The sequence below is a fragment of the Methylorubrum sp. B1-46 genome (assembly GCF_021117295.1).
Lineage (GTDB): Bacteria > Pseudomonadota > Alphaproteobacteria > Rhizobiales > Beijerinckiaceae > Methylobacterium.
In genome coordinates this window covers 2,092,308-2,111,845 of record NZ_CP088247.1, presented here as the reverse complement: position 1 = coordinate 2,111,845, position 19,538 = coordinate 2,092,308, and the positions used below count along the sequence as shown (strand labels likewise).

17 protein-coding genes are annotated in these 19,538 nt (G+C 69.5%); 8 read left to right on the top strand and 9 right to left on the bottom strand.

All coding sequences use genetic code 11. The features are described 5' to 3' along the window. Positions 1 to 96: 96 nt before the first annotated feature. The 6 genes from shc to dxs form a co-directional block, all read right to left on the bottom strand. Positions 97 to 2,100 carry a squalene--hopene cyclase gene (gene shc, locus LPC10_RS09880; RefSeq protein WP_231346516.1) on the bottom strand — a complete coding sequence of 668 codons (2,004 nt, stop codon included), beginning with the start codon at positions 2,098 to 2,100 and terminating at the stop codon, positions 97 to 99. A gap of 44 nt (positions 2,101 to 2,144) precedes the next feature. Next, a complete protein-coding gene (gene hpnE, locus LPC10_RS09875) occupies positions 2,145 to 3,446 on the bottom strand; it encodes a hydroxysqualene dehydroxylase HpnE (protein WP_231346515.1) in 1,302 nt (433 codons plus the stop codon). Beyond that, positions 3,446 to 4,294: a presqualene diphosphate synthase HpnD gene (gene hpnD / locus LPC10_RS09870; RefSeq protein WP_231346514.1), complete on the bottom strand. Its 849-nt coding sequence runs from the start codon at positions 4,292 to 4,294 to the stop codon at positions 3,446 to 3,448. Before hpnD ends, hpnE begins: the two co-directional genes overlap by 1 nt. Further along, positions 4,291 to 5,184 (bottom strand): squalene synthase HpnC, encoded by an 894-nt coding sequence (hpnC, locus tag LPC10_RS09865; protein WP_231346513.1) that lies wholly within the window; start codon positions 5,182 to 5,184, stop codon positions 4,291 to 4,293. The genes hpnD and hpnC overlap by 4 nt, the downstream gene beginning before the upstream one ends. Further along, entirely contained in the window at positions 5,181 to 6,206 is a 1,026-nt protein-coding gene (gene hpnA / locus LPC10_RS09860) for a hopanoid-associated sugar epimerase (protein ID WP_231346512.1), read from the bottom strand. The genes hpnC and hpnA overlap by 4 nt, the downstream gene beginning before the upstream one ends. A gap of 173 nt (positions 6,207 to 6,379) precedes the next feature. After that, positions 6,380 to 8,350: a 1-deoxy-D-xylulose-5-phosphate synthase gene (gene dxs / locus LPC10_RS09855; RefSeq protein WP_231347012.1), complete on the bottom strand. Its 1,971-nt coding sequence runs from the start codon at positions 8,348 to 8,350 to the stop codon at positions 6,380 to 6,382. 366 nt (positions 8,351 to 8,716) lie between these two features. On the opposite strand from dxs, the gene LPC10_RS09850 reads away from it, so the two are divergent. The 4 genes from LPC10_RS09850 (at position 8,717) to ettA (ending at position 12,062) form a co-directional block, all read left to right on the top strand. Beyond that, positions 8,717 to 8,971, top strand: a complete 255-nt coding sequence (locus tag LPC10_RS09850; RefSeq protein WP_231346511.1) for a hypothetical protein — start codon at positions 8,717 to 8,719, stop codon at positions 8,969 to 8,971. Between the two features lie 20 nt (positions 8,972 to 8,991). Further along, complete coding sequence (locus LPC10_RS09845) at positions 8,992 to 9,867, top strand: DNA/RNA non-specific endonuclease (protein ID WP_231346510.1); 876 nt, start codon at positions 8,992 to 8,994, stop codon at positions 9,865 to 9,867. Between the two features lie 10 nt (positions 9,868 to 9,877). After that, positions 9,878 to 10,153, top strand: a complete 276-nt coding sequence (locus LPC10_RS09840) for a hypothetical protein (protein WP_231346509.1) — start codon at positions 9,878 to 9,880, stop codon at positions 10,151 to 10,153. Positions 10,154 to 10,409: 256 nt separating this feature from the next. After that, positions 10,410 to 12,062, top strand: a complete 1,653-nt coding sequence (gene ettA, locus LPC10_RS09835) for an energy-dependent translational throttle protein EttA (RefSeq protein ID WP_108939868.1) — start codon at positions 10,410 to 10,412, stop codon at positions 12,060 to 12,062. A 171-nt stretch (positions 12,063 to 12,233) separates the two neighbouring features. Here ettA and LPC10_RS09830 read toward each other — a convergent pair whose 3' ends face one another. Both LPC10_RS09830 and LPC10_RS09825 read right to left on the bottom strand, forming a co-directional pair. Further along, positions 12,234 to 13,454, bottom strand: a complete 1,221-nt coding sequence (locus LPC10_RS09830; RefSeq protein ID WP_231346508.1) for a phosphopentomutase — start codon at positions 13,452 to 13,454, stop codon at positions 12,234 to 12,236. Positions 13,455 to 13,457: 3 nt separating this feature from the next. Then, on the bottom strand, positions 13,458 to 15,086 hold the full coding sequence (locus LPC10_RS09825; RefSeq protein ID WP_231346507.1) for an ABC transporter ATP-binding protein: 1,629 nt from the start codon (positions 15,084 to 15,086) through the stop codon (positions 13,458 to 13,460). A gap of 598 nt (positions 15,087 to 15,684) precedes the next feature. On the opposite strand from LPC10_RS09825, the gene LPC10_RS09820 reads away from it, so the two are divergent. Together LPC10_RS09820 and LPC10_RS09815 are read left to right on the top strand one after the other, a co-directional pair. Next, a complete protein-coding gene (locus LPC10_RS09820; RefSeq protein ID WP_231346506.1) occupies positions 15,685 to 16,608 on the top strand; it encodes a lytic transglycosylase domain-containing protein in 924 nt (307 codons plus the stop codon). Positions 16,609 to 16,681: 73 nt separating this feature from the next. Continuing rightward, positions 16,682 to 17,587, top strand: a complete 906-nt coding sequence (locus tag LPC10_RS09815; RefSeq protein WP_108939864.1) for an alpha/beta hydrolase — start codon at positions 16,682 to 16,684, stop codon at positions 17,585 to 17,587. Between the two features lie 43 nt (positions 17,588 to 17,630). Here LPC10_RS09815 and LPC10_RS09810 read toward each other — a convergent pair whose 3' ends face one another. Then, entirely contained in the window at positions 17,631 to 18,044 is a 414-nt protein-coding gene (locus LPC10_RS09810; RefSeq protein ID WP_231346505.1) for an acyl-CoA thioesterase, read from the bottom strand. Between the two features lie 328 nt (positions 18,045 to 18,372). Here LPC10_RS09810 and LPC10_RS09805 point away from each other — a divergent pair, with 328 nt between their 5' ends. Together LPC10_RS09805 and LPC10_RS09800 are read left to right on the top strand one after the other, a co-directional pair. After that, entirely contained in the window at positions 18,373 to 19,047 is a 675-nt protein-coding gene (locus LPC10_RS09805) for a transglutaminase-like cysteine peptidase (RefSeq protein ID WP_231346504.1), read from the top strand. Between the two features lie 164 nt (positions 19,048 to 19,211). Then, positions 19,212 to 19,535: a hypothetical protein gene (locus LPC10_RS09800; RefSeq protein WP_231346503.1), complete on the top strand. Its 324-nt coding sequence runs from the start codon at positions 19,212 to 19,214 to the stop codon at positions 19,533 to 19,535. Positions 19,536 to 19,538: the final 3 nt, after the last annotated feature.

The following is a 19,538-nucleotide window of genomic DNA, read 5'->3' as shown; positions in this document are numbered from 1 at the left end:
CGCCGATGGTGTTCGGCTCGCAGTCGGTACAAACGAAAACGGCGCGGGATGCTCCCGCGCCGCCGATCTCATGCTTGGGACATACGTCCCGGGAAATCACATCCCGAACTGCACCTGACGGCTGTTGCCCTTCTTCAGGTTGCGGAAGCGGGCCATCGCCCAGAGCGGGAAGAACTTCGGGTAGCCGTGGTAGCGGAGATAGAACACCCGCGGGAAGCCGGTGGCCGTGTAGCGCTCCTCGCTCCACAGCCCGTCCGTCCCTTGCGTGCGCATCAGGTAGTTGACGCCGCGGGCGACCGCCGGGTCGTCCACCTCACCGACCGCCATGAGGGCGAGCAGCGCCCAGGCCGTCTGCGAGGCCGTCGAATAGCCCGGCTCGAATTCGGGGTTGAGCTTGTAGGAGGAGGCATCCTCGCCCCAGCCGCCATCCGGGTTCTGGATGCGGATCAGCCACGCCACCGCCTTGCGGATCTCCGGCGATTGCGGATCGACGCCGGCGGCGTTCAGCGCGCAGAGCACCGACCACGTGCCGTAGATGAAGTTCATGCCCCAGCGGCCGTACCAGCTCCCGTCCTTCTCCTGGTCGTTGAGCAGGTAGGTCACGCCGCGGTCGAGCGCGCGGCTGGTCTCGCGGGTCTCGCCGAGCTGCGACAGCATCGAGACGACGCGGGCGGTCACGTCCGCGGTCGGCGGATCGAGCAGGGCGCCGTGATCCGAGAACGGGATGTGGTTGAGGTAGTGGTGGTTGTTGTCGGCGTCGAACGCCGCCCAGCCGCCATCGGCGCTCTGCAGCCCCTCAACCCATTCGCGGGCGCGGGCGATCGAGGTCGAGTAGTCCGGCATCCCGCTGACCAGACCGTGCTGGCGCTGGGCGCGATCCATCGCCATCACCACGACGGCGGTGTCGTCGAGGTCGGGATAGTGCGGGTTGGCGTACTGGAAGGCCCAGCCGCCGGGGCGCACGTTCGGCTTGGTCTCGGCCCAGTCGCCCTTGATGTCGAGGATCTGCAGGGGCTTCAGCCAGTCGAGTCCGGCGCGGGCATTGGCCTCGGCCTGAGCGCCGCCGGCCTCCAGCATGGCATGGCTGGTCAGCGCCGTATCCCAGACCGGCGAGAGGCAGGGCTGGACATAGGCCTCGTCGTCCTTCTCGGCGACGAGCTTCTCGATGGCTTCCAGCGCGATCTTCACCTGCGGGTGGTCGGGCGGATAGCCCAGCACCTCGTACATCAGCACCGAGTTGACCATCGACGGGAAGATGGCGCCGAGTCCGTCCTCGCCGTTCAGGCGCTCGGAGACCCAGGCGACCGCCTTATCGATGGCACGCTGGCGCGGCACCTTCGGGAAGTGGTCCTGCGTCTTCTGCAGCACGCGGTCGATGGCGCCGAAGATCGGCGTCCACGGCCAGGTGGCGTGGGGTGAGCCGGGCCAGGTCCGCACCGACTCAGGCGGCGTCACGAACAGTTCGGCCACGCCGACGCCGCGCGGGTTCTTGGCCCGCGGCTTCTTGGCCTGGATCACGAACAGCGGCACCATGGTGCAGCGGGCCCAGTAGGACACCTTGTCGAGGTGGAACGGGAACCACTTCGGCAGGTGCATCACCTCCACCGGCATCACCGGCACCGCCGTCCACGGCACTTCGCCGTAGAGGGCGAGCAGGATGCGGGTGAAGACGTTGGCGTTGGCCGCGCCGCCTCGCTGCAGGATCGCCTTGCGCACGGCGCGCATGTGCGGCGCCTCGATGTCGTCACCGATCATCTTGAGGGCGAAATAGGCCTTCACCGACGCGCTCATGTCGAATGGGCCGTCATGCACCAGCGACCAGCCGCCATGCACTTTGGACTGGGTGCGGCGCAGGTAATTGCCGATCTTGGCCTCAAGCCCGTCGCGCGGCTCGGTCCCACGGAACTGGTGGAACAGGATGTACTCGGAGGGGATGGTCGCATCCGCCTCGAGCTCGAAGCAGATGTGGCCGTCGGCCTGGGTCATCTCCGTGAGCGCCCGTGTGGCGCTCTGAACGCCACGCTCGACATCGTCGAGAGACACGTCGCGGGTCTTGAGACGCTGCAGCGTCTCGACCTTGTTCGCGGCCGCCTCACGCATCGTTCTTGCCTCGCTCGCCTGTCTCGGTGCCGTCGTCATATCCTTCAAGCGACTCCCTGTGCCTGTGCCCGTCCGCACATGCCGGTGCGGAACAGGGCTTGCGCGGCATTCGTCCCGGATCGGATCGCCCCCTCGATGGTCGAGGGCAGCCCCGTCTCCGTCCAATCGCCGGCCAGAACCAGATTCCGGGTGCGCGTCGCCGCGCCGGGGCGGCGCGCGGCCTCAGCGGGCGTCGCCGCAAAGGTCGCCCGCTTCTCCTTGACGATCTGCCAGTTAGGCAATTCCCGTGCAAGTCCGTTGAGTTCCGCGATCTCACCCCAGATCCGGCGCGCAAGATCCTCGCGGCCGTCCTCCAGCAACCGGTCGGCATTGCTGATGGTGACCGAGAACCGATCCGGATAGGCGAACAGCCACTCGGTCAGGCCGCCGACCACGCCGAGGATCAGCGGTGCGCCCTCCGGCGGGCGCACAGCGAAATGCGCGTTGACGATGGAGCGGAATTCCTGCGGCGCCGGCGTACCGGGCAGGAGTTCGCTCGTCACCCACGGCGGCAGGGCCAGGACGACCGCGTCGTCGGGACCGACCACGACCGGCTCGTCGGTGAAATCGAGACGGTCGACGCGGCCCTGGCCGAGGGCGATCGCTCGCAGGCGCCGGCCGTACCGGATCTCGGCGCCGTGCTCCGCGAGGTAGCGCAGGGCCGGATCGACGAAGGCCGTGGACAGCCCCTCGACCGCGATGAGCGGACGGCAGGCGCGCCCGCCGGCGCCCAGCGTCTCGCGCAGGATCGTGGCGGCGAGCCCGACATCGCTCTCGCGCGGATCGGTGTTGAGGGCGGCGACCAGGACCGGGTGCCAGAGCCGCTCGTAGAGCGGGCCCTCGCAGGACATCTTCTCGCCGATCGTGCCACTCTGGCCCGGCTTGTTGCCGGACGCGGCCATCATCAGGGAGACCGGAGCGAGATAATCCCGCGCCCGCGTGCCCGGCACGCGCCGGCCCGCCCGCAGCACCCACCAGGGCAGGCGGCCCTCGTTCGGGCGCAGGGTCCAGCGCTCGCCGGTGCGGAGGTCGGCGAAGGGAAAGGCCGCCTCGTCGGGGCCGGTGAGCGCATCGTCCGGCGCCCCGATCAGGTGCAGGAAGTCGAGGGACGAGCGATTGCCCGACAGGAGCAGGTGGTTGCCGTTGTCGATGGTCAGCCCGAGCGAGGGGTCGTAATAGGAGCGGCAGCGACCGCCCGCCTGCTTGGCGGCCTCATGGAGCACGACGCGGTTGCCCGCCTCCGCCAGGGAGACGGCCGCCGAGAGGCCGGCGAGTCCCGCGCCGACGACGTGAACCGTACCGGTCATCAGACAATCCCGTGGCGCAGGGCGACGAGGAGGAGGGAGAGTTTTCCGGGTTTCACCCGCGCGCGGGGCGCGGCCCAGCCGCGCTTCACCACGGCGTCGAGATAGAGCCGGTAGGCCGCCGCCATCAGGCGGGCGGCCTTGGTGGCCTGCCGCGGGCTGCGCTCGATGATCGCCCAGGTCTGGCGATAATGCTCCTCCGCCTCCGCGGCGACCGCCGCGCAGACCTCGCCGAGGCGCGGATGCGCCAGCGCGCTCTGCGGCGTCGGGGTCATCAGCCCGATCTTGTGGAATTTCTCCATCGGCAGGTAGAGGCGCCCGCGCTCCGCATCCTCGTCGATGTCGCGCAGGATGTTGGTGAGTTGCAAAGCCCGGCCCTGGTGCCACGCAAGCCGGATGCCGTCCGCCTCCGGCATACCGAAGATGCGCACCGACAGCCGCCCGACGGCGCTCGCCACCCGGTCGCAATAGAGATCGAGCTTGGCCTCCGAGGGAGCGACGATGTCCTCCTCGGCGTCCATCGCCATGCCGTCGATAACTGCCTGGAAGTCCTCACGCTTGAGGCCGAAGCGGCGCATCGGCTCTTCCAGCGGCTTCACCCGCGGCGGCGGGTTGCCGGCGTAGAGCGCGTCGATGTCGGCGCGCCAGCGGTCGAGCTCAGCTGCGCGGACCTCGCGCGGGCCGCCGTCGTCGGCCACATCGTCGACCGAGCGGCAGAAGGCGTAGACGGCGTACATCGCCTCGCGCCGCTCCTTCGGGAGTAGGCGCATCGCCGTGTAGAACGACGAGCCGGCGGCCGGCAGGGCCGGCGCCTCGGCGGTCTCCGAAATCGGGCTGGCGGTGGCGCTCATCGGCCGGCTCCGGCGGGACGGGGCGCGCGCGACCGGAACGGGCGGCGCACCAGGGTGGCGGCGATGCCGCCGAGCGCGGTGAGCGCGAAGGCGGCCTTGCCGTGATGGACCTTCTCCGAGAGCGGATCGCGGGTCAGCAGGCCCTTGGTCAGGACGACGGCGAGCCGGTGGATCGCGGCGATCTCCAGGCTCAGGCGGAAGTCGTCGATTTGGTTCGGCAGCGGCGCGCCCTCCTCCAGCAGCACCAGGGTGCGCTCGGCGAGTTCGCGGATCACCGCGCGCAGTTCCGGCGTCGCCCGATCCGCGCCCAGCATCGACACGTCGGCACCGTGCCGGCCCATCACGTCGAGGGGGATGTAGACCCGGTCGAGAGCCCGAAAATCCTTGCCGCAATCCTGAAGGTGGTTGAGCACCTGCAGCGCGGCGCAGATCGCGTCGGAGGTCTTGTAGACCCGCGCCGGATCCTCGCCGTGCACGTCGAGCACGAAGCGTCCGACCGGCATCGCCGAGTAGCGACAGTAATGGATCAACTCGTCCCAGTCGGCGTAGCGCGACTTACGCGCATCCATCCGGAAGGCATCGAGCAGTTCGAGCGCGTGGGTCGGCGGCAGGCCGTGGGAGGCCAACTCACGCTTGAGCGGCTCGACCGAAGGGTCGGAGCCGCCCTTGCCGGTGAGCGCGTCGGCGAGCGTGTCGAGCATCTCGATCTTGCGCTCAGGCGACAATCCGGTGTGGTCGGCAACGTCGTCGCCCGCCCGCACGTAGTTGTAGAAGGCGAGGATCGCGCCGCGGTTGCGCGGGTGGATCAGGTGCGAGGCAACGGGAAAGTTCTCGTCGCGCTCGCCCTTGCCGGTGCGCGCATCGGTGGCGGTCTGAAGCGCGGCGCTCATTTCATGTACCCCGCCTGACGGAACCAGTGAATCGCATCCTCCAGACCCTGGCGGTAGGGCCGCGCGGAATAACCGAGTTCTGCCCGCGCCTTGGCGTCGGAGAAGAACATCCGGTACTTCGACATGCGCACGCCGTCGATGGTGGCGAGCGGCGCCTTGCCGGTCACCCGCGCGATCTGCTCGGAGACAAAGGCGATCGGGTAGATCACCGCGTAAGGCAGCCGCGTCGTCGGGGCCTTGCGGCCGACGATGGCGGCGATGTCGGCAAGCATCTGCGCCAACATCACATCCTCGCCGCCGAGAATGTAGTGCTCGCCGATCCGGCCCTTGCGCAGGGCCAAGAGGTGGCCGGCGGCCACGTCGTCGACATGGGCGAGGTTGAGGCCGGTATCGACGAAGGCCGGGATTTTCCCTTGGGCCGCGTCGAGGATGATGCGGCCCGTCGGCGTCGGCTTCACGTCGCGGGGGCCGATCGGCGTCGAGGGGTTCACGATGACGGCGGGCAGGCCGTCGCGCGCCACCATCTCATCGACCACGCGCTCGGCCACGACCTTGCTGCGCTTGTAGGCGCCGATAGCCGTCTCCGGTGTCAGCGGCCGGGTCTCGTCGGCGGGCGTGCCGTCGTCATGCGGCTTGATGGTCGCGACGCTCGACGTGTAGACGATCCGCTCCACGCCGGCCTTGAGCGCCTCCTCCATCAGGATGCGGGTGCCGTCGCGATTGGTGCGGACGATCTCCTCCATGTCCGGCGCCCAGAGCCGGTAATCGGCCGCGGCGTGGACGAGGTAGCGCTGGCCGCGCATGGCGCTCGCCACCGCCGCCCGGTCGCGCATGTCGGCCTCGACGATCTCGACATCGGGCCAGGTGAGATTCGTGCGAGGCGAGGAGGCGCGCACGGTGATGCGCACGGTGAAGCCGGCCGCGCGGAAGACATCGACCAGGGCGGCGCCGAGGAAGCCGCTGGCACCGGTGATCAGCACCGGCCCCGCCGGGAACGGGCCGCTTTGGGTCGGCTCTGTCATCGTGCTCGCGTGATTCACGGGTGATCCCGCCCCCCAGTCATAGGACCAGCAGGCGAGCGGACGCGCCGCTCCGTCGACGCACCCGATTTCGGGCCGGACGGCGCGGCGCTTGTCTCACTGATGACGCGGTGCGGCAAGCACCGCGCCTTTCTCGTCCGGCGATGCCCGGCCGATCACGCCAGACGCAGGCGCCCGGCCCGGCTGCCCTTCTGCTCCGGCAGAGCGGCGCGCACGGCCTTGAGGATGCCCTCGGCGTCGAGACCGGCCTCGGCGTACATCTTCTCCGGCTTGTCGTGGTCCTGGTACAGGTCCGGCAGCGTCAGCGTGCGAACCCGGACACGGCCCGCATCCAGAACGCCCCGCTCCGACAAGAGGTGCAGCACCATCGCGCCGAAGCCGCCGACCGAGCCCTCCTCCACCGTCACCAGAACCTCGTGGTGCATGGCCAGATCGACGATCAGCTCCGCGTCCAGCGGCTTGGCAAAGCGCGCATCGGCCACCGTCGCCGCAACACCCTCCGCCTCCAGCGCGTCGGCCGCCTTCAACGCCTCCGACAGGCGCGTGCCCAGCGACAGCAGCGCCACCCGCGCGCCCTCGGGGCGCCGCACCACGCGCCCGCGGCCGATGGCGAGCGGCTCGCCCCTCTCCGGCAACTCGACGCCGACACCCTCGCCGCGCGGATAGCGCAGGGCGATCGGGCCCGAATCATGCGCGTGGCAGGTCGCCACCATGTGCACCAGCTCGGCCTCGTCGGCCGCCGCCATCACCGTCATGTTCGGCAGGCAGCAGAGATAGGCCAGATCGAACGCACCCGCATGCGTCGCCCCGTCCGCGCCGACGAGACCGGCCCGGTCGAGGCAGAAGCGCACGGGCAGGTTCTGCAAGGCCACGTCGTGCACGACCTGATCGTAGGCCCGCTGCAGGAAGGTCGAGTAGATCGCCACGAACGGCTTGTAGCCCTCAGTGGCCAAGCCGCCGGCAAAGGTCACCGCGTGCTGCTCGGCGATGCCGACGTCGAAGGTCTTGTCCGGATGCGCCTTGCCGAACAGGTCGATGCCGGTGCCGCCGGGCATCGCCGCGGTGATCGCCACTACCTTCGGGTCGGCATCGGCCGCCTTGATCAGGCTCTCGCCGAACACCCGCGTATAGGCCGGGGCGTTCGCCTTGGCCTTGGCCTGGACCCCTGAGACCACGTCGAACTTCACCACGCCGTGGTAGCGGTCGGCGGATGCTTCAGCCGGCGCGTAGCCCTTGCCCTTCTGCGTCACCACGTGAAGCAGGATCGGGCCCTGATCCGAGTCGCGCACGTTCTTCAGGACCGGCAGCAGATGATCGAGGTTGTGCCCGTCGACGGGGCCCACATAGTGGAAGCCCATCTCCTCGAACATCGTGCCGCCGCCCACGATCAGCGAGCGGGCATACTCTTCGGCCGCCGCCGCGCGCTGGTAGAGCGCCTTCGGCAAGAGCTTGCCGAGCTGCTTGGCGGTCTCGCGGAGCGAACGGTAGGTGCCGCCGGAGGCCAGCCGCGCGAGGTAGGCCGACATGGCGCCGACGGGCGGCGCGATCGACATGTCGTTGTCGTTGAGGATGACGATCAGGCGCGAGTGCAGCGCGCCGGCATTGTTCATGGCTTCATACGCCATGCCGGCCGACATCGAGCCGTCGCCGATCACCGCGATCATGTTGCGGCGCTTCGGCGCCGGGCCGCCCTTGGCCTTGGCCTCCGCCTCGTCGAGGTCGCGGGCCACCGCCATGCCGAGCGCGGCGGAGATCGAGGTGGAGGAGTGCGCCGCGCCGAAGGGGTCGTACTCACTCTCGGAGCGCTTGGTGAAGCCCGACAACCCGCCGCCCTGGCGGAGCGTCCGGATGCGGTCGCGCCGTCCGGTGAGGATCTTGTGCGGGTAGCACTGGTGCCCGACGTCCCAGACGATGCGGTCGTCGGGGGTGTCGAACACGTGGTGCAGGGCCACGGTGAGTTCGACCACGCCCAGGCCCGAGCCGAGATGGCCGCCGGTGATCGACACCGCGTCGATCATCTCGGCGCGCACCGCGTCGGCCACTGTCTGCAGCTCGCTCTCCGGCAGAAGCCGGAGACGATCCGGCGTCTCAAGACCCTCTAGGATCGTCGTGTCCGCTAGTGCCAATGCCTTCACCCGTCTCTCAATGCGTTCCCGTCAGCAGGGCGACTCCCGCAGGACCGCACGCCCGAATCCTCGAACGCGGCCCGCCGTTTGGATCTCGCCCGCACCCGGAAACCGCTCGCCCCGGGACGTATGAACGATCATTCTAGCGCAAACCGATCACGGGATACCATGATCTCGCTGCAACAGCGGCCCACCTTTCAGAGGATTCGGCCGCCTCGTCTGCCTTCAGAGTTAAGGCAGCCCCACGATTTCACGCGTGACGCGCCCTCAATTATGGATGAAGGGTGCATTGATCAACATCTCGCCCGGTTTTCGCTCCCGCTGGCCCGTTTCCCTTCGGCCCGCTCATCCTCAGGCTGCCGTTCGATGCCCCTCGCCGCACTGTCACCGGTCACGGTCGCGCTGGCGCTTGCCCTGATCGGCGGCAGCGCAGCCTGGGCGGCGGATGCCGGTAGACCGCGCCTCGACACGGCGCATTGCCCCGGCGACGTCCGCTGCCGCCGCCCGCCGGGACCGCCGGACCGGGACATCCGCCCGCTGATCGACCCGCTCGGGCGCCCCTGCGGCGTCCGCTGGCGCGAGACGCCGTCCGGCCCCCGGCGCGTCCGTGTCTGCTATTGATGTCTGCTATTGATCCGGCAATGGCGCCGCGATCCGTCCTTCCCGCCCTTTTCCTCCTCGTCGTCTCCCACGCCGCGGCATCCCAGGCGCTTCAGGACGCTCCTGCCTGTCCCACGCTGTTTGCAGACGGCCAGGCGCCGATCCTCACCAATCCGAAGCTCGCCGACAGGGCCGTGTCGCTCTGCTTCGAGGCCTTCGCGGTGCTACATTCGGGCGCCTCGCGCACGCCGCTCTACGCGGCCGAGCGCCTGACGCGCCGGAGCGTGTCCGCCGCCCGCCGGGTCGAGCGCGCCGACGCCTTCCATGACGAGGACCGCCTGCCCGAGGACGACCGCGCCAGCCTCGCCGACTACGTCCGCAGCGGCTACGACCGGGGCCACCTCGCCCCGGCCGGCGACATGCCGAGCGCGGTGGCTCAGGCCGAGTCCTTCAGCCTCGCCAACATCGTGCCCCAGAATCGGTCACTGAACCGCGGCCTGTGGGCGGCGATCGAGGAGAGCGTGCGCCGACTCGCCACCGAGCGCGGCGAGATCTTCGTGGTGACCGGCCCGGTCTTCGAGGGCCGCTCGGTCGGCGCGATCAAGGGGCGGGTGCTGGTGCCGACGCAGCTCTTCAAGGCGATCTACGACCCGCGCACCGGCGAGGCGGGGGCCTATCTCGCCCCGAACGCGGCGGGCGCGGAATGGCGCGCGGTCCCGCTCACCACCCTGCGGGATATCGCCGGCCTCGATGTGTTCCCGGCCCTGCCCGAGGCGACGAAAGCCAGGGCGATGACGCTGCCCGAACCGCAGGAATTCTCCCGCGGCGGCCAGGACTCCTTCGCCGACTTCCTGAAGCAACTGGCCATCGATGTCCTGCGCCGGCTCTGGCGCGAATTGATGCGCGCGATCTTCTGAGGAGAGCCCGATGCCGCGCCGCAAAGCCGACGCCCTCCCCTTCCGCCCCTTCGCGGAGGATGCCGGCGTCCAGACCTTCGCCGGCTTCTCGATCGAGAACGGCACGCAGCGCATCGCCCTGCACGGCAGCCTCGATCTCACCCGCGACCGGGACGGCCTGCGGCGCGCGAAGGCCTTGAAGAGCCTGCTCGACGCGGTGGTCGCCACCCTCGAGGCGGAGGATCTGCCCGAGTCCGTGCCCGAGGAACCGCAGGCGGCCGTGCCGGTGCGCAATCCCTTCTCCTAACCTCTTTCACCCACCTCCCGGAGACCCGACATCCGGACGGCGCCCGGCGGTGCGCCTTCGCCGCGGCCGGGCAGCGCCTTGCCCCTGCCCGGCCGCCCTGATACTCGAACACGAAATTCTTCATCCGCGAGCGGACGGCGCCCCACGCGGCATGGCTCGGGCATTTTCGCTCGGTCCGGCCGGCCGCGCGCGAAAGGCCGCGCGTCCGCGACCGCCGGCCAGCCCGGCACCCACGCTTCACGCAGGACGAACGCACATGGCCCGCGAATTCATCTACCACATGCGGGGTCTGACCAAGACCTATGTCGGGGGCAAGAAGGTTCTCGATAACGTCAACCTGTCCTTCTACCCCGATGCCAAGATCGGCGTGCTCGGCATCAACGGCGCCGGCAAGTCGACGCTGCTCAAGATCATGGCCGGCATCGACAAGGACTGGACCGGCGAGGGCTTCGTCGCGCAGGGCGCGCGCGTCGGCTACCTCCCGCAGGAGCCGCAGCTCGATCCGAACAAGTCGGTGCGCGAGAACGTCATGGAGGGCGTGGCCGAGAAGCAGGCGCTGCTCGACCGCTACAACGAACTCGCGATGAACTATTCCGAGGAGACGGCGGACGAGATGACCGCCCTCCAGGACCAGATCGAGGCGCAGAACCTCTGGGAGCTGGATTCCAAGGTCGATCAGGCGATGGAAGCGCTCGGCTGCCCGAGCGACGAGCAGCCGGTCGCGACCCTCTCGGGCGGCGAGCGCCGCCGCGTCGCGCTGTGCAAGCTGCTGCTGTGGGAGCCGGAACTGCTCCTCCTCGACGAGCCCACCAACCACCTCGACGCCGAGACGGTGAACTGGTTGGAGGGTCACCTCAAGCAGTATCCGGGCGCGATCCTGATCGTGACCCACGACCGCTACTTCCTCGACAACGTCACGGGCTGGATCCTCGAACTCGATCGCGGCCGGGGCATCCCCTACGAGGGCAACTACTCGGCGTGGCTGGTGCAGAAGCAGAAGCGGCTTGAGCAGGAGGGCCGCGAGGACATGGCCCGCCAGCGCTCGATCGCCCGCGAGCAGGAATGGATTGCCGCCTCGCCCAAGGCCCGGCAGTCGAAGTCGAAGGCGCGTATCACCCGCTACGAGGAACTGGTCGCCAAGCAGAACAGCAAGGTCGACGCGGCCGCGCAGATCGTCATCCCGATCGACGAGCGGCTCGGGCAGAACGTCATCGAATTCAGCCACCTCAACAAGGCCTTCGGCGACCGCCTGCTGATCGAGGATCTCTCGTTCAAGCTGCCGCCGGGCGGCATCGTCGGCGTCATCGGCCCGAACGGCGCCGGCAAGACCACCCTGTTCAAGATGATCACCGGCCAGGAGAAGCCCGACGGCGGCACGATCGAGGTCGGCGAGACGGTCAAGCTCGGCTACGTCGATCAGTCGCGCGACGCGCTCGATCCCAACGCCACCGTCTGGCAGGAAGTGTCGGGCGGCAACGACATCATCTATTTCAACAAGCGCGAGATCAATTCGCGCGCCTATTGCGCGGCCTTTGCCTTCAAGGGCGGCGACCAGCAGAAGAAAGTCGGTACCCTCTCGGGCGGCGAGCGCAACCGCGTGCATCTGGCCCGCACGCTCAAGGGCGGCGCCAACGTGCTGCTGCTCGACGAGCCGACCAACGACCTCGACATGGAGACCCTGCGCGCCCTCGAAGACGCGCTGGAGGATTACGCGGGCTGCGCCGTCATCATCAGCCACGATCGCTGGTTCCTGAACCGCATCGCGACCCACATCCTCGCTTTCGAGGGCGACAGCCATGTCGAGTGGTTCGAGGGGAACTTCTCGGATTACGAGGCGGACAAAAAGCGCCGCCTCGGCCTTGAGTCGATCATCCCGAAGAAGCTGAAGTACAAGAAGTTTTCGCGCTGACACCTGCCTCTCCCCACTATGCGGGGAGAGGGCTTTGCCGACCTTGTCGTCGGCAAAGCGAGGCGTCAGCCGAAGGTGAGCGGCGGTGCCGGAGGAGGCTCATCCTAAGCCGCCCCCTCACCGCCGCCGCTCCGGCTTCGCCTCCGCTTCCCGCTGGCCCCCCGGCCGTTCTCACCACCACGCCCGGCCGGCCCCGAAGAGCGACAGGCCGAGATGCGCCGCCATCGAGGCGCCGATATCCGCGAAGGTGTCGCGCTGCCCGATCGAGCCCGTCGCCAGTCCCGGCCCGAAGGCGAGCACCGGCACCTGCTCGCGGGTGTGCTCGGTGCCGATCCAGGTCGGATCGTTGCCGTGGTCGGCGGTGATGACGCACAGATCGCCCGACTTCAGGACGGCGTGGATCTCGGGGATGCGGGCATCGAACGCCTCCAGCTCAGCGGCGTAGCCCGGCACGTCGCGCCGGTGGCCGTGCTCGGTGTCGAAATCCACCAAGTTGAGGAAGACGAAGCCACCATCCGGCAAGCCGGCGAAGGCGTCGAGCGCCGCGTCGAGGCAGGCGGCGTTGCCGGCCGGCTTGATCTCGCGCCCGGTGGCACGGTGGGCGAAGATGTCGCCGATCTTGCCGACGCTCACCACGGCACGGCCGGCCGCCGCCAAACCATCGAGCAGGGTGGCGGCGGGCGGCGCGACGGAAAAATCCTTGCGGCGGCTGGTGCGGTGGAAGCCGTCTTTCTCGCTGCCGATGAAGGGCCGGGCGATGACCCGCCCGACGCGGTAGGGATCGCAGAGGTCGCGCGCGATGCGGCAGGTCTCGTAGAGGCGCTCCAGCCCGAACGTTTCCTCGTGGGCGGCGATCTGAAAGACGCTGTCGGCGGAGGTGTAGCAGATCGGCCGGCCCGTCCGGAGGTGCTCGGCCCCGAACGCGTCGATGATCGCGGTGCCCGAGGCGTGGCGATCGCCGAGGATGCCGGGCAGCCCCGCCCGCACGATCAGCGCCGCGGTGAGCTCGGCCGGGAAGGCGGGATGCGTGTCGGGGAAGTGGCCCCAGGCCTCCCGCACCGGCACGCCCGCGATCTCCCAATGGCCCGACGGCGTATCCTTGCCGGCGGCCGTCTCGACGGCATGCCCCCACAGTGCCTGCGGCTCAGCCTCCGGAGCAAGGCCCGGCGGCACGCGGCCGGTGGCGCCCTCACAGGCTAGACCGAGGCCGAACGCCGCGAGGTTCGGCAGGCGTAAAGGCCCCGCGCGCAGGCCCGGCCGGTCGCCGCGGCCGGCGGCGCAGGCTTCCGCGATGTGCCCGACCGTGTCGGAGCCGGCATCGCCGTAGCGGGCCGCGTCGGGGGCGCCGCCGATGCCGACGGAATCGAGGACGATGAGGAGCGCGCGGGCCATGGCTCAGGCCGGTTCGATCTCGGCGGTGGTCGCCGCATCCATCTCGAAGGCCGCCGCGAACAGGGTGCGGGTATAATCGGTCTTCGGCGCGGCGAAGATCGCCTCGGCCGGTCCCTCTTCGACCACTTGGCCGTGCTGCATCACCATGACGTAGTTCGAGAGCGCCCGGACCACTTTGAGGTCATGGCTGATGAACAGGTAGGCGATGCCGCGCTCGCGCTGGAGATCGCGCAACAGCGTCACGATCTGCGCCTGCACCGAGCGGTCCAGCGCCGAAGTCGGCTCATCGAGGACAACGAAACGGGGCTTCAAAACGATCGCGCGGGCGATCGCGATGCGCTGGCGCTGGCCGCCGGAGAATTCGTGCGGGTAGCGGTCCATCGCTGCCGGGTCGAGCCCGACATCGGTGAGCGCCTTCGCCACTAGGGCCCGGCGCTCGGCGCTTCCCTGCACCAGCCCCTGCACGGCGAGCCCCTCGGCGACGATGTCACCCACCGACATGCGCGGGGACAGGGAGCCGTAGGGATCCTGGAAGACCACCTGCATGTCCTTGCGCAGGGGCCGCATGGTGCGGGGGCCTCGATCCTCGATCCGCTGGCCGAGGAACACGATCGGCCCCTCGGATTCGGTGAGCCGCAGCAGGGCGAGGCCGAGGGTGGTCTTGCCCGAGCCGGATTCGCCGACGACGCCGACGGTCTCGCCCGCCCGCACGACGAGCCGCACTCCGTCGACCGCCTTGACGTGGCCGACGGTGCGCCGGAGCACGCCCGCCTTGAGGGGGAACCACACCTTGAGCGGCCCGGCCTCGACCAAGGCCTCGGCGTGCGTCGGCACGGGGTTCGCCCGGCCGGTGGGCTCGGAGGCGAGAAGCCGCTGGGTGTATTCGTGCTGCGGCCGGGTAAAGACCTGCGCCACCGGGCCCGCCTCGACGATCCGGCCGGAAAGCATCACGCAGACCCTGTTGGCGATGCGCCGCACGATGCCGAGATCGTGGGTGATGAACAGCATCGCCATGCCGAGCCGCTTCTGCAGGTCGGCGAGCAGCGCGAGGATCTGCGCCTGCACGGTGACATCGAGGGCGGTGGTCGGCTCGTCGGCGACCAGTAGGTCGGGCTCGCAGGCGAGCGCCATGGCGATCATCACGCGCTGGCGCTGGCCGCCCGACAATTCGTGCGGATAGGCACCGAGCCGCCGCTCGGCGTCGCGGATGCCGACGAGGTCGAGCAGTTCGAGGATTCGTCTCCGCGCGGCCTTGCCTTTGAGCCCCCGGTGGATCTCCAGCACCTCGCCGATCTGGCGCTGGATGGTGTGGAGCGGGTTGAGCGAGGTCATCGGCTCCTGGAACACCATGGTGATGTCCGCCCCGCGCACCGCACGCATCTCCCGCTCGGGCAGCGCCAGGAGATCGCGGCCCTTGAACAGGATCTTTCCGCCCGGATGATGCGCGGCGCCGTCGAGCAGCCGCAGGATCGAAAGCGCCGTCACCGACTTGCCGGAGCCGGATTCCCCCACCAGAGCCAGGGTCTCGCCCCGCTCGATCGTGAAGCTGACACGATCCACCGCCCGCGTCTCGCGCGCCCCGCCCCGGAAGGCGACCGAGAGATCCTCGACGGTCAGCAGCGTATCGGACATCGAACCCCGGCAGCGAGAAGCGGCCCGCCGTCCGGTGTCGGGGCGGGATGGGGGTTATAGCGCGCGGGCTCCCACACGCGAATTGTCTTCCAGGCGCGGCACATCCCTCTCCTCTCCGCGGGAGAGGGCGGCCCCCGAAGGGAGTCGAGTGAGGGCCTGAGACGCGGTTTGGGCGACCGCCTCGGGGGCGGTCTTCCGAGATGCGCTCTTCGAGCCTCGTCTTCCTCTTGCAATCGGATCTCGGCGGCCGACTTTTGCAAGCATTGAGCCATACACAGAAGTTTCAAGAACAATAATTTAGCTATTGGAGAAGCCCTAAGGTAACAGTGCCTTGCTGAGCACGGATAAAAGCACAATGATGCTCGCCGACAGGGCACGCCGTGCCACGTCGCAGGGCCGCCATCCCGTTCCCGAACCGGCGCTTGAGAGCGCCTCACAAAACGCCCGGTCACCGACCGTTCTCGCTCTGGCGCGGACAGCACGGCGTGCGTTTTGTGAGAGACACGCAGAGCCGTGCCGGACCTCCTTGCATCGAGTCGGCAGTTCCAGATCCGTGTCGCGCTTTGTTTTGAAAAACCGGCGCCCTAGATCAGCCGCTGTGCACCGCCTCGCTTTCACCCTGTTGCCGGCCGTTCTCGTTGCCTGCGCCGGTCCCTCTCGTGCGGCCCCCTCGCCCGAAAGCGAGACGGTGGAGCAGGCGCTCTGCCGGCTGATCGAGGGTTCGGCCAAGGCGCGGCACTTGCCGGTGCCGTTCCTGACCCGGCTGATCTGGCGCGAGAGTTCGTTCCGCGTCGGCGTGGTGAGCCCGGCCGGGGCGCAAGGAGTGGCGCAGTTCATGCCCGGCACGGCCAAGGACCGCGGCCTCAGCGATCCCTTCGATCCCGAGCAGGCGATCCCGCACGCCGCGCATTTCCTGGCCGACCTCAAGCGGCAATTCGGCAATCTCGGGCTCGCGGCGGCGGCCTATAACGGCGGACCGGGGCGCGTCTCGGCCTGGCTCGCCGGCAGCGGCGGCCTGCCCGCCGAGACGCGGGCCTACGTCATCGCCATCACCGGCCGCCCGGCGGAGGATTGGCGCCCGAACGCCGCCGTCGAGACGCCGGAGGGACCCGACCCGGCCGCGAAGAAGCCGGACGGGAAGGCGGAGACATCCGAGGCGAAGCCGCCTCCGCCGGAGGCCGAGACGCAGACCTGCCTTCAGGTCACCGCGGCACTGCGCATCCCGTCGCGCGGCGACCGCTTCGCTCTGGCGATCGAGGGCGGACCGGCCGCGCCCTGGGGCGTGCAGCTTGCCGGAAACTTTTCCAAGTCGCTGGCGCTGGCGAGCTTCCAGCGGGCGCGCACGCGCTACACCAGCGTGATCGGCGAGGTGCGGCCGATGATCATCGGCACTCGGCTGCGCTTTCGCGGGACCCGCACCTTCTACCGAGTGCGCATCCCGGCCGAGAGCCGGAACGCGGCCGACGGCCTGTGCCAGAAGATCCGCAATGTGGGCGGCGCCTGCATCGTCCTGAGGACATAACTCCCAACACCGCCCAAGGTCGTCACCATGCGGCCATGAAACCGCCGCGACCGCCGCGTCAATCACGAGTCACATGATCAAGGCATTCGTCTCCCTCGTCTCGCTGGTCTGCCTCGGCCTCACCGCGCTGGGCTTGAGCGGCTGCTCGCCGCTGGCGCTGTTCGATGCGCTGGGGCCGCGCGACAAGGGCGGGCGCCTCGCGGTCCGCGACGCGGCGTACGGCGCCGATCCGCGCCAGCGCCTCGACGTGTTCGTGCCGACCGTGCCGGTGGAGCGGGCGCCGGTGCTGGTGTTCTTCTACGGCGGCTCGTGGAGCAGCGGCAGCAAGGACGACTACGCCTTCGCCGCCCAGGCCTTCGCCGCACAAGGCTTCGTGACCGTGCTGCCGGATTACCGGCTCTACCCGCAATCGCGCTTCCCCGACTTCCTGAAGGATGGGGCGGCGGCCATCGCCTGGGTGCGCGACAACATCGCCGCGCAGGGGGGTGATCCGAACCGGATCGTCCTCGCCGGCCACTCGGCGGGGGCCTACAACGCGGCGATGCTCGGGCTCGACCCGGAATATCTGCGCCAGGCCGGCGTCGATCCGCGATCCGTGCGGGCGGTGGCCGGGCTATCGGGCCCCTACGACTTCCTGCCCTTCGACCAGAAGACCTCGATCGAGGTGTTCGGGCAGGCGCCCGACCCAGAGGCGACGCAGCCGGTCTCCTTCGCCGGCGCCCACTCGCCGCCGACCTTCCTCGCCACCGGCGACCGGGATACCGTGGTGAAGCCGCGCAACACGGCGAGCCTCGCTGCAATCCTGCGCACCGCCCGCGTGCCGGTGCAGGAACGGGTCTACGAAGGCCTCGACCATTCCGACACGCTGCTCGCGCTCTCCGTCAGCTTCCGCCGCAAGGCGCCGGTGCTCGCCGAGATGAGCGCCTTCCTGCACCAGCATTCGGGCGCGCGTCGGCTCACCACGCTGACGATGCACTGACGCCCGGTCCGCGCGCTCGGCACGCAGCCGGGCTGCGCTCGAACTACCGCGCCTCCGGAATCGGCCGCGGCCGCCGGTCCGGCCCGATGGCGACGAAGGTGAAGAATCCTTCCGTCACCTTCGTCGTGTCCTCGCCCTCCCGCTCCCGGCGCCAGACCTCGACCTGGATGCCCATCGAGGTGCGGCCGGTCTTCACGATCCAGGCGTAGAAGCTCACCTCGTCGCCGACGAAGACCGGCCGGTGGAAGGTCATCGCCTCCGCCGAGATCGTGGCGCAGCGCCCTCGCGCCCGGCGCGCGGCAACGTTGCCCGCGGCCATGTCCATATGCGCCATCAGCCAGCCGCCGAAGATATCGCCGGCCGGGTTCGTGTCGGTCGGCATCGCCACCGTGCGGATCACCGGCGGACCGCGATCGGTGGGCTGCACAAGCTCGGCGGGAGTCGGTTCGCTCGTCATCGGAAGGCTTTGCGGATCAAAGGATAAGATCCGAGCCTAGCAGGTGCCGTGCCGACCGGGCCACCGCGTCCGGTGACGGTGCGGCAGACCTGTTTCCCTTCGAGTACCTCACCAAACTCCCGGTCACCGGCCGTTCTCGCTCTGACGAGAACAGCGCGGCGGGAGTTTTGTGAGAGACACCGAGCGGGCCGCGCAGCCGGGTCGGACGCTCCGGTGCAGGTCGCTCAAATGCGACGGATCGCGTTAACCGATTTTTAACCCGGCGATTGCGGCCGGCGGTCGGCTGTGAGAGCTTCATTAACGGAAGCTTAACTGCTCGGTCAGGGCCATGCGTATCGCGTTCTCCAAGCTCTGTGTCGTCCGGCCCGCCCGCTCCTTCGCGACTGGCCGGGTCGCGGGTCTCGCCCTGGCCGGGGCCCTCCTCACCGCCCCTGCGCCGCAGGCCGCCGCGCAACCGACGGCCGCGCTCCCCGCGATGAGCCTGTCGGCGGTGACGACCGGCCCGGCCCGGCCGATCGCCGCCTGGGCCGAGTTCTGCGAGCGCTATGCCGCCGAGTGCGCGGTCGATCGCACCGAGCCGGCCACCATCGTCCTGACGTCGGCGCTGTGGCAGACGATCAATGCGGTCAACCGCCGGATCAACCGGGCAGTCGAGGCGGTGACCGATCAGGAGCATTGGCGCTCCGCCGACCGCTGGGACCTCGCCGAGGACGGCCGCGGCGACTGCGAGGACTTCCAGCTCCTCAAGCGCCGCCTGCTGGTCGAGGCCGGCTTGCCGCGCCGGGCGATGCGGATGACCGTGGTAATCGACGAGAAGGGCGAGGGCCACGCGGTGCTCACGCTCATCACCAACCGCGGCGACCTGATCCTCGACAACAAAACCAACGCGGTGCTGCCCTGGACCCAGACCGGCTACACCTTCGTCAAGCGCGAGAGCCAGGAGGCCGTGGGCTGGATGGCGCTCGGCCGTGACGCCTCCCCGCTGACGGCGGCCAACCGCTGAGGCGCACTTTGCCGGTCCCAAATCGGGACCGGACCCGCATCTCGTGCGTTAGGGGACTTTAACGGGCTAGCGACCAAGGTTGACGAGAGGTTTCCGCGAGCGAGCCCCGCCCCGGAAAACTCCGTCCGTGCCTCAGGTTCGCCGTCCCAGGGTCCTCTCGTCCCATGCGTCGCGTCCTCCTCGCCAGCCTTCCCGTCTTCGCCCTTCTCGCCGTGGCCCCTGCGCGGGCTGAGAGCCCGGAAGGCGCGCGCCACGCCGCGTGGCAGACCTGTCTCGACGAGGCCTTTTTGGAGCAGGTCCGCACCATGAGCCGGAGCTTTGCCGCGACGAAGGCGGTCACCACCTGCCGGGATCGGGAGGAAGCCTATCTCGGCGCGCTCGCCGGCTCGCCGCTCCTCGATGGCGAGGATGTCGCCCGTATCCGCCCCGCCCTCGTCGCCCGCGCCCGCGACCGGCTCATAGGCGAGCGGCGCTTCAGCGCGCTCTGATCC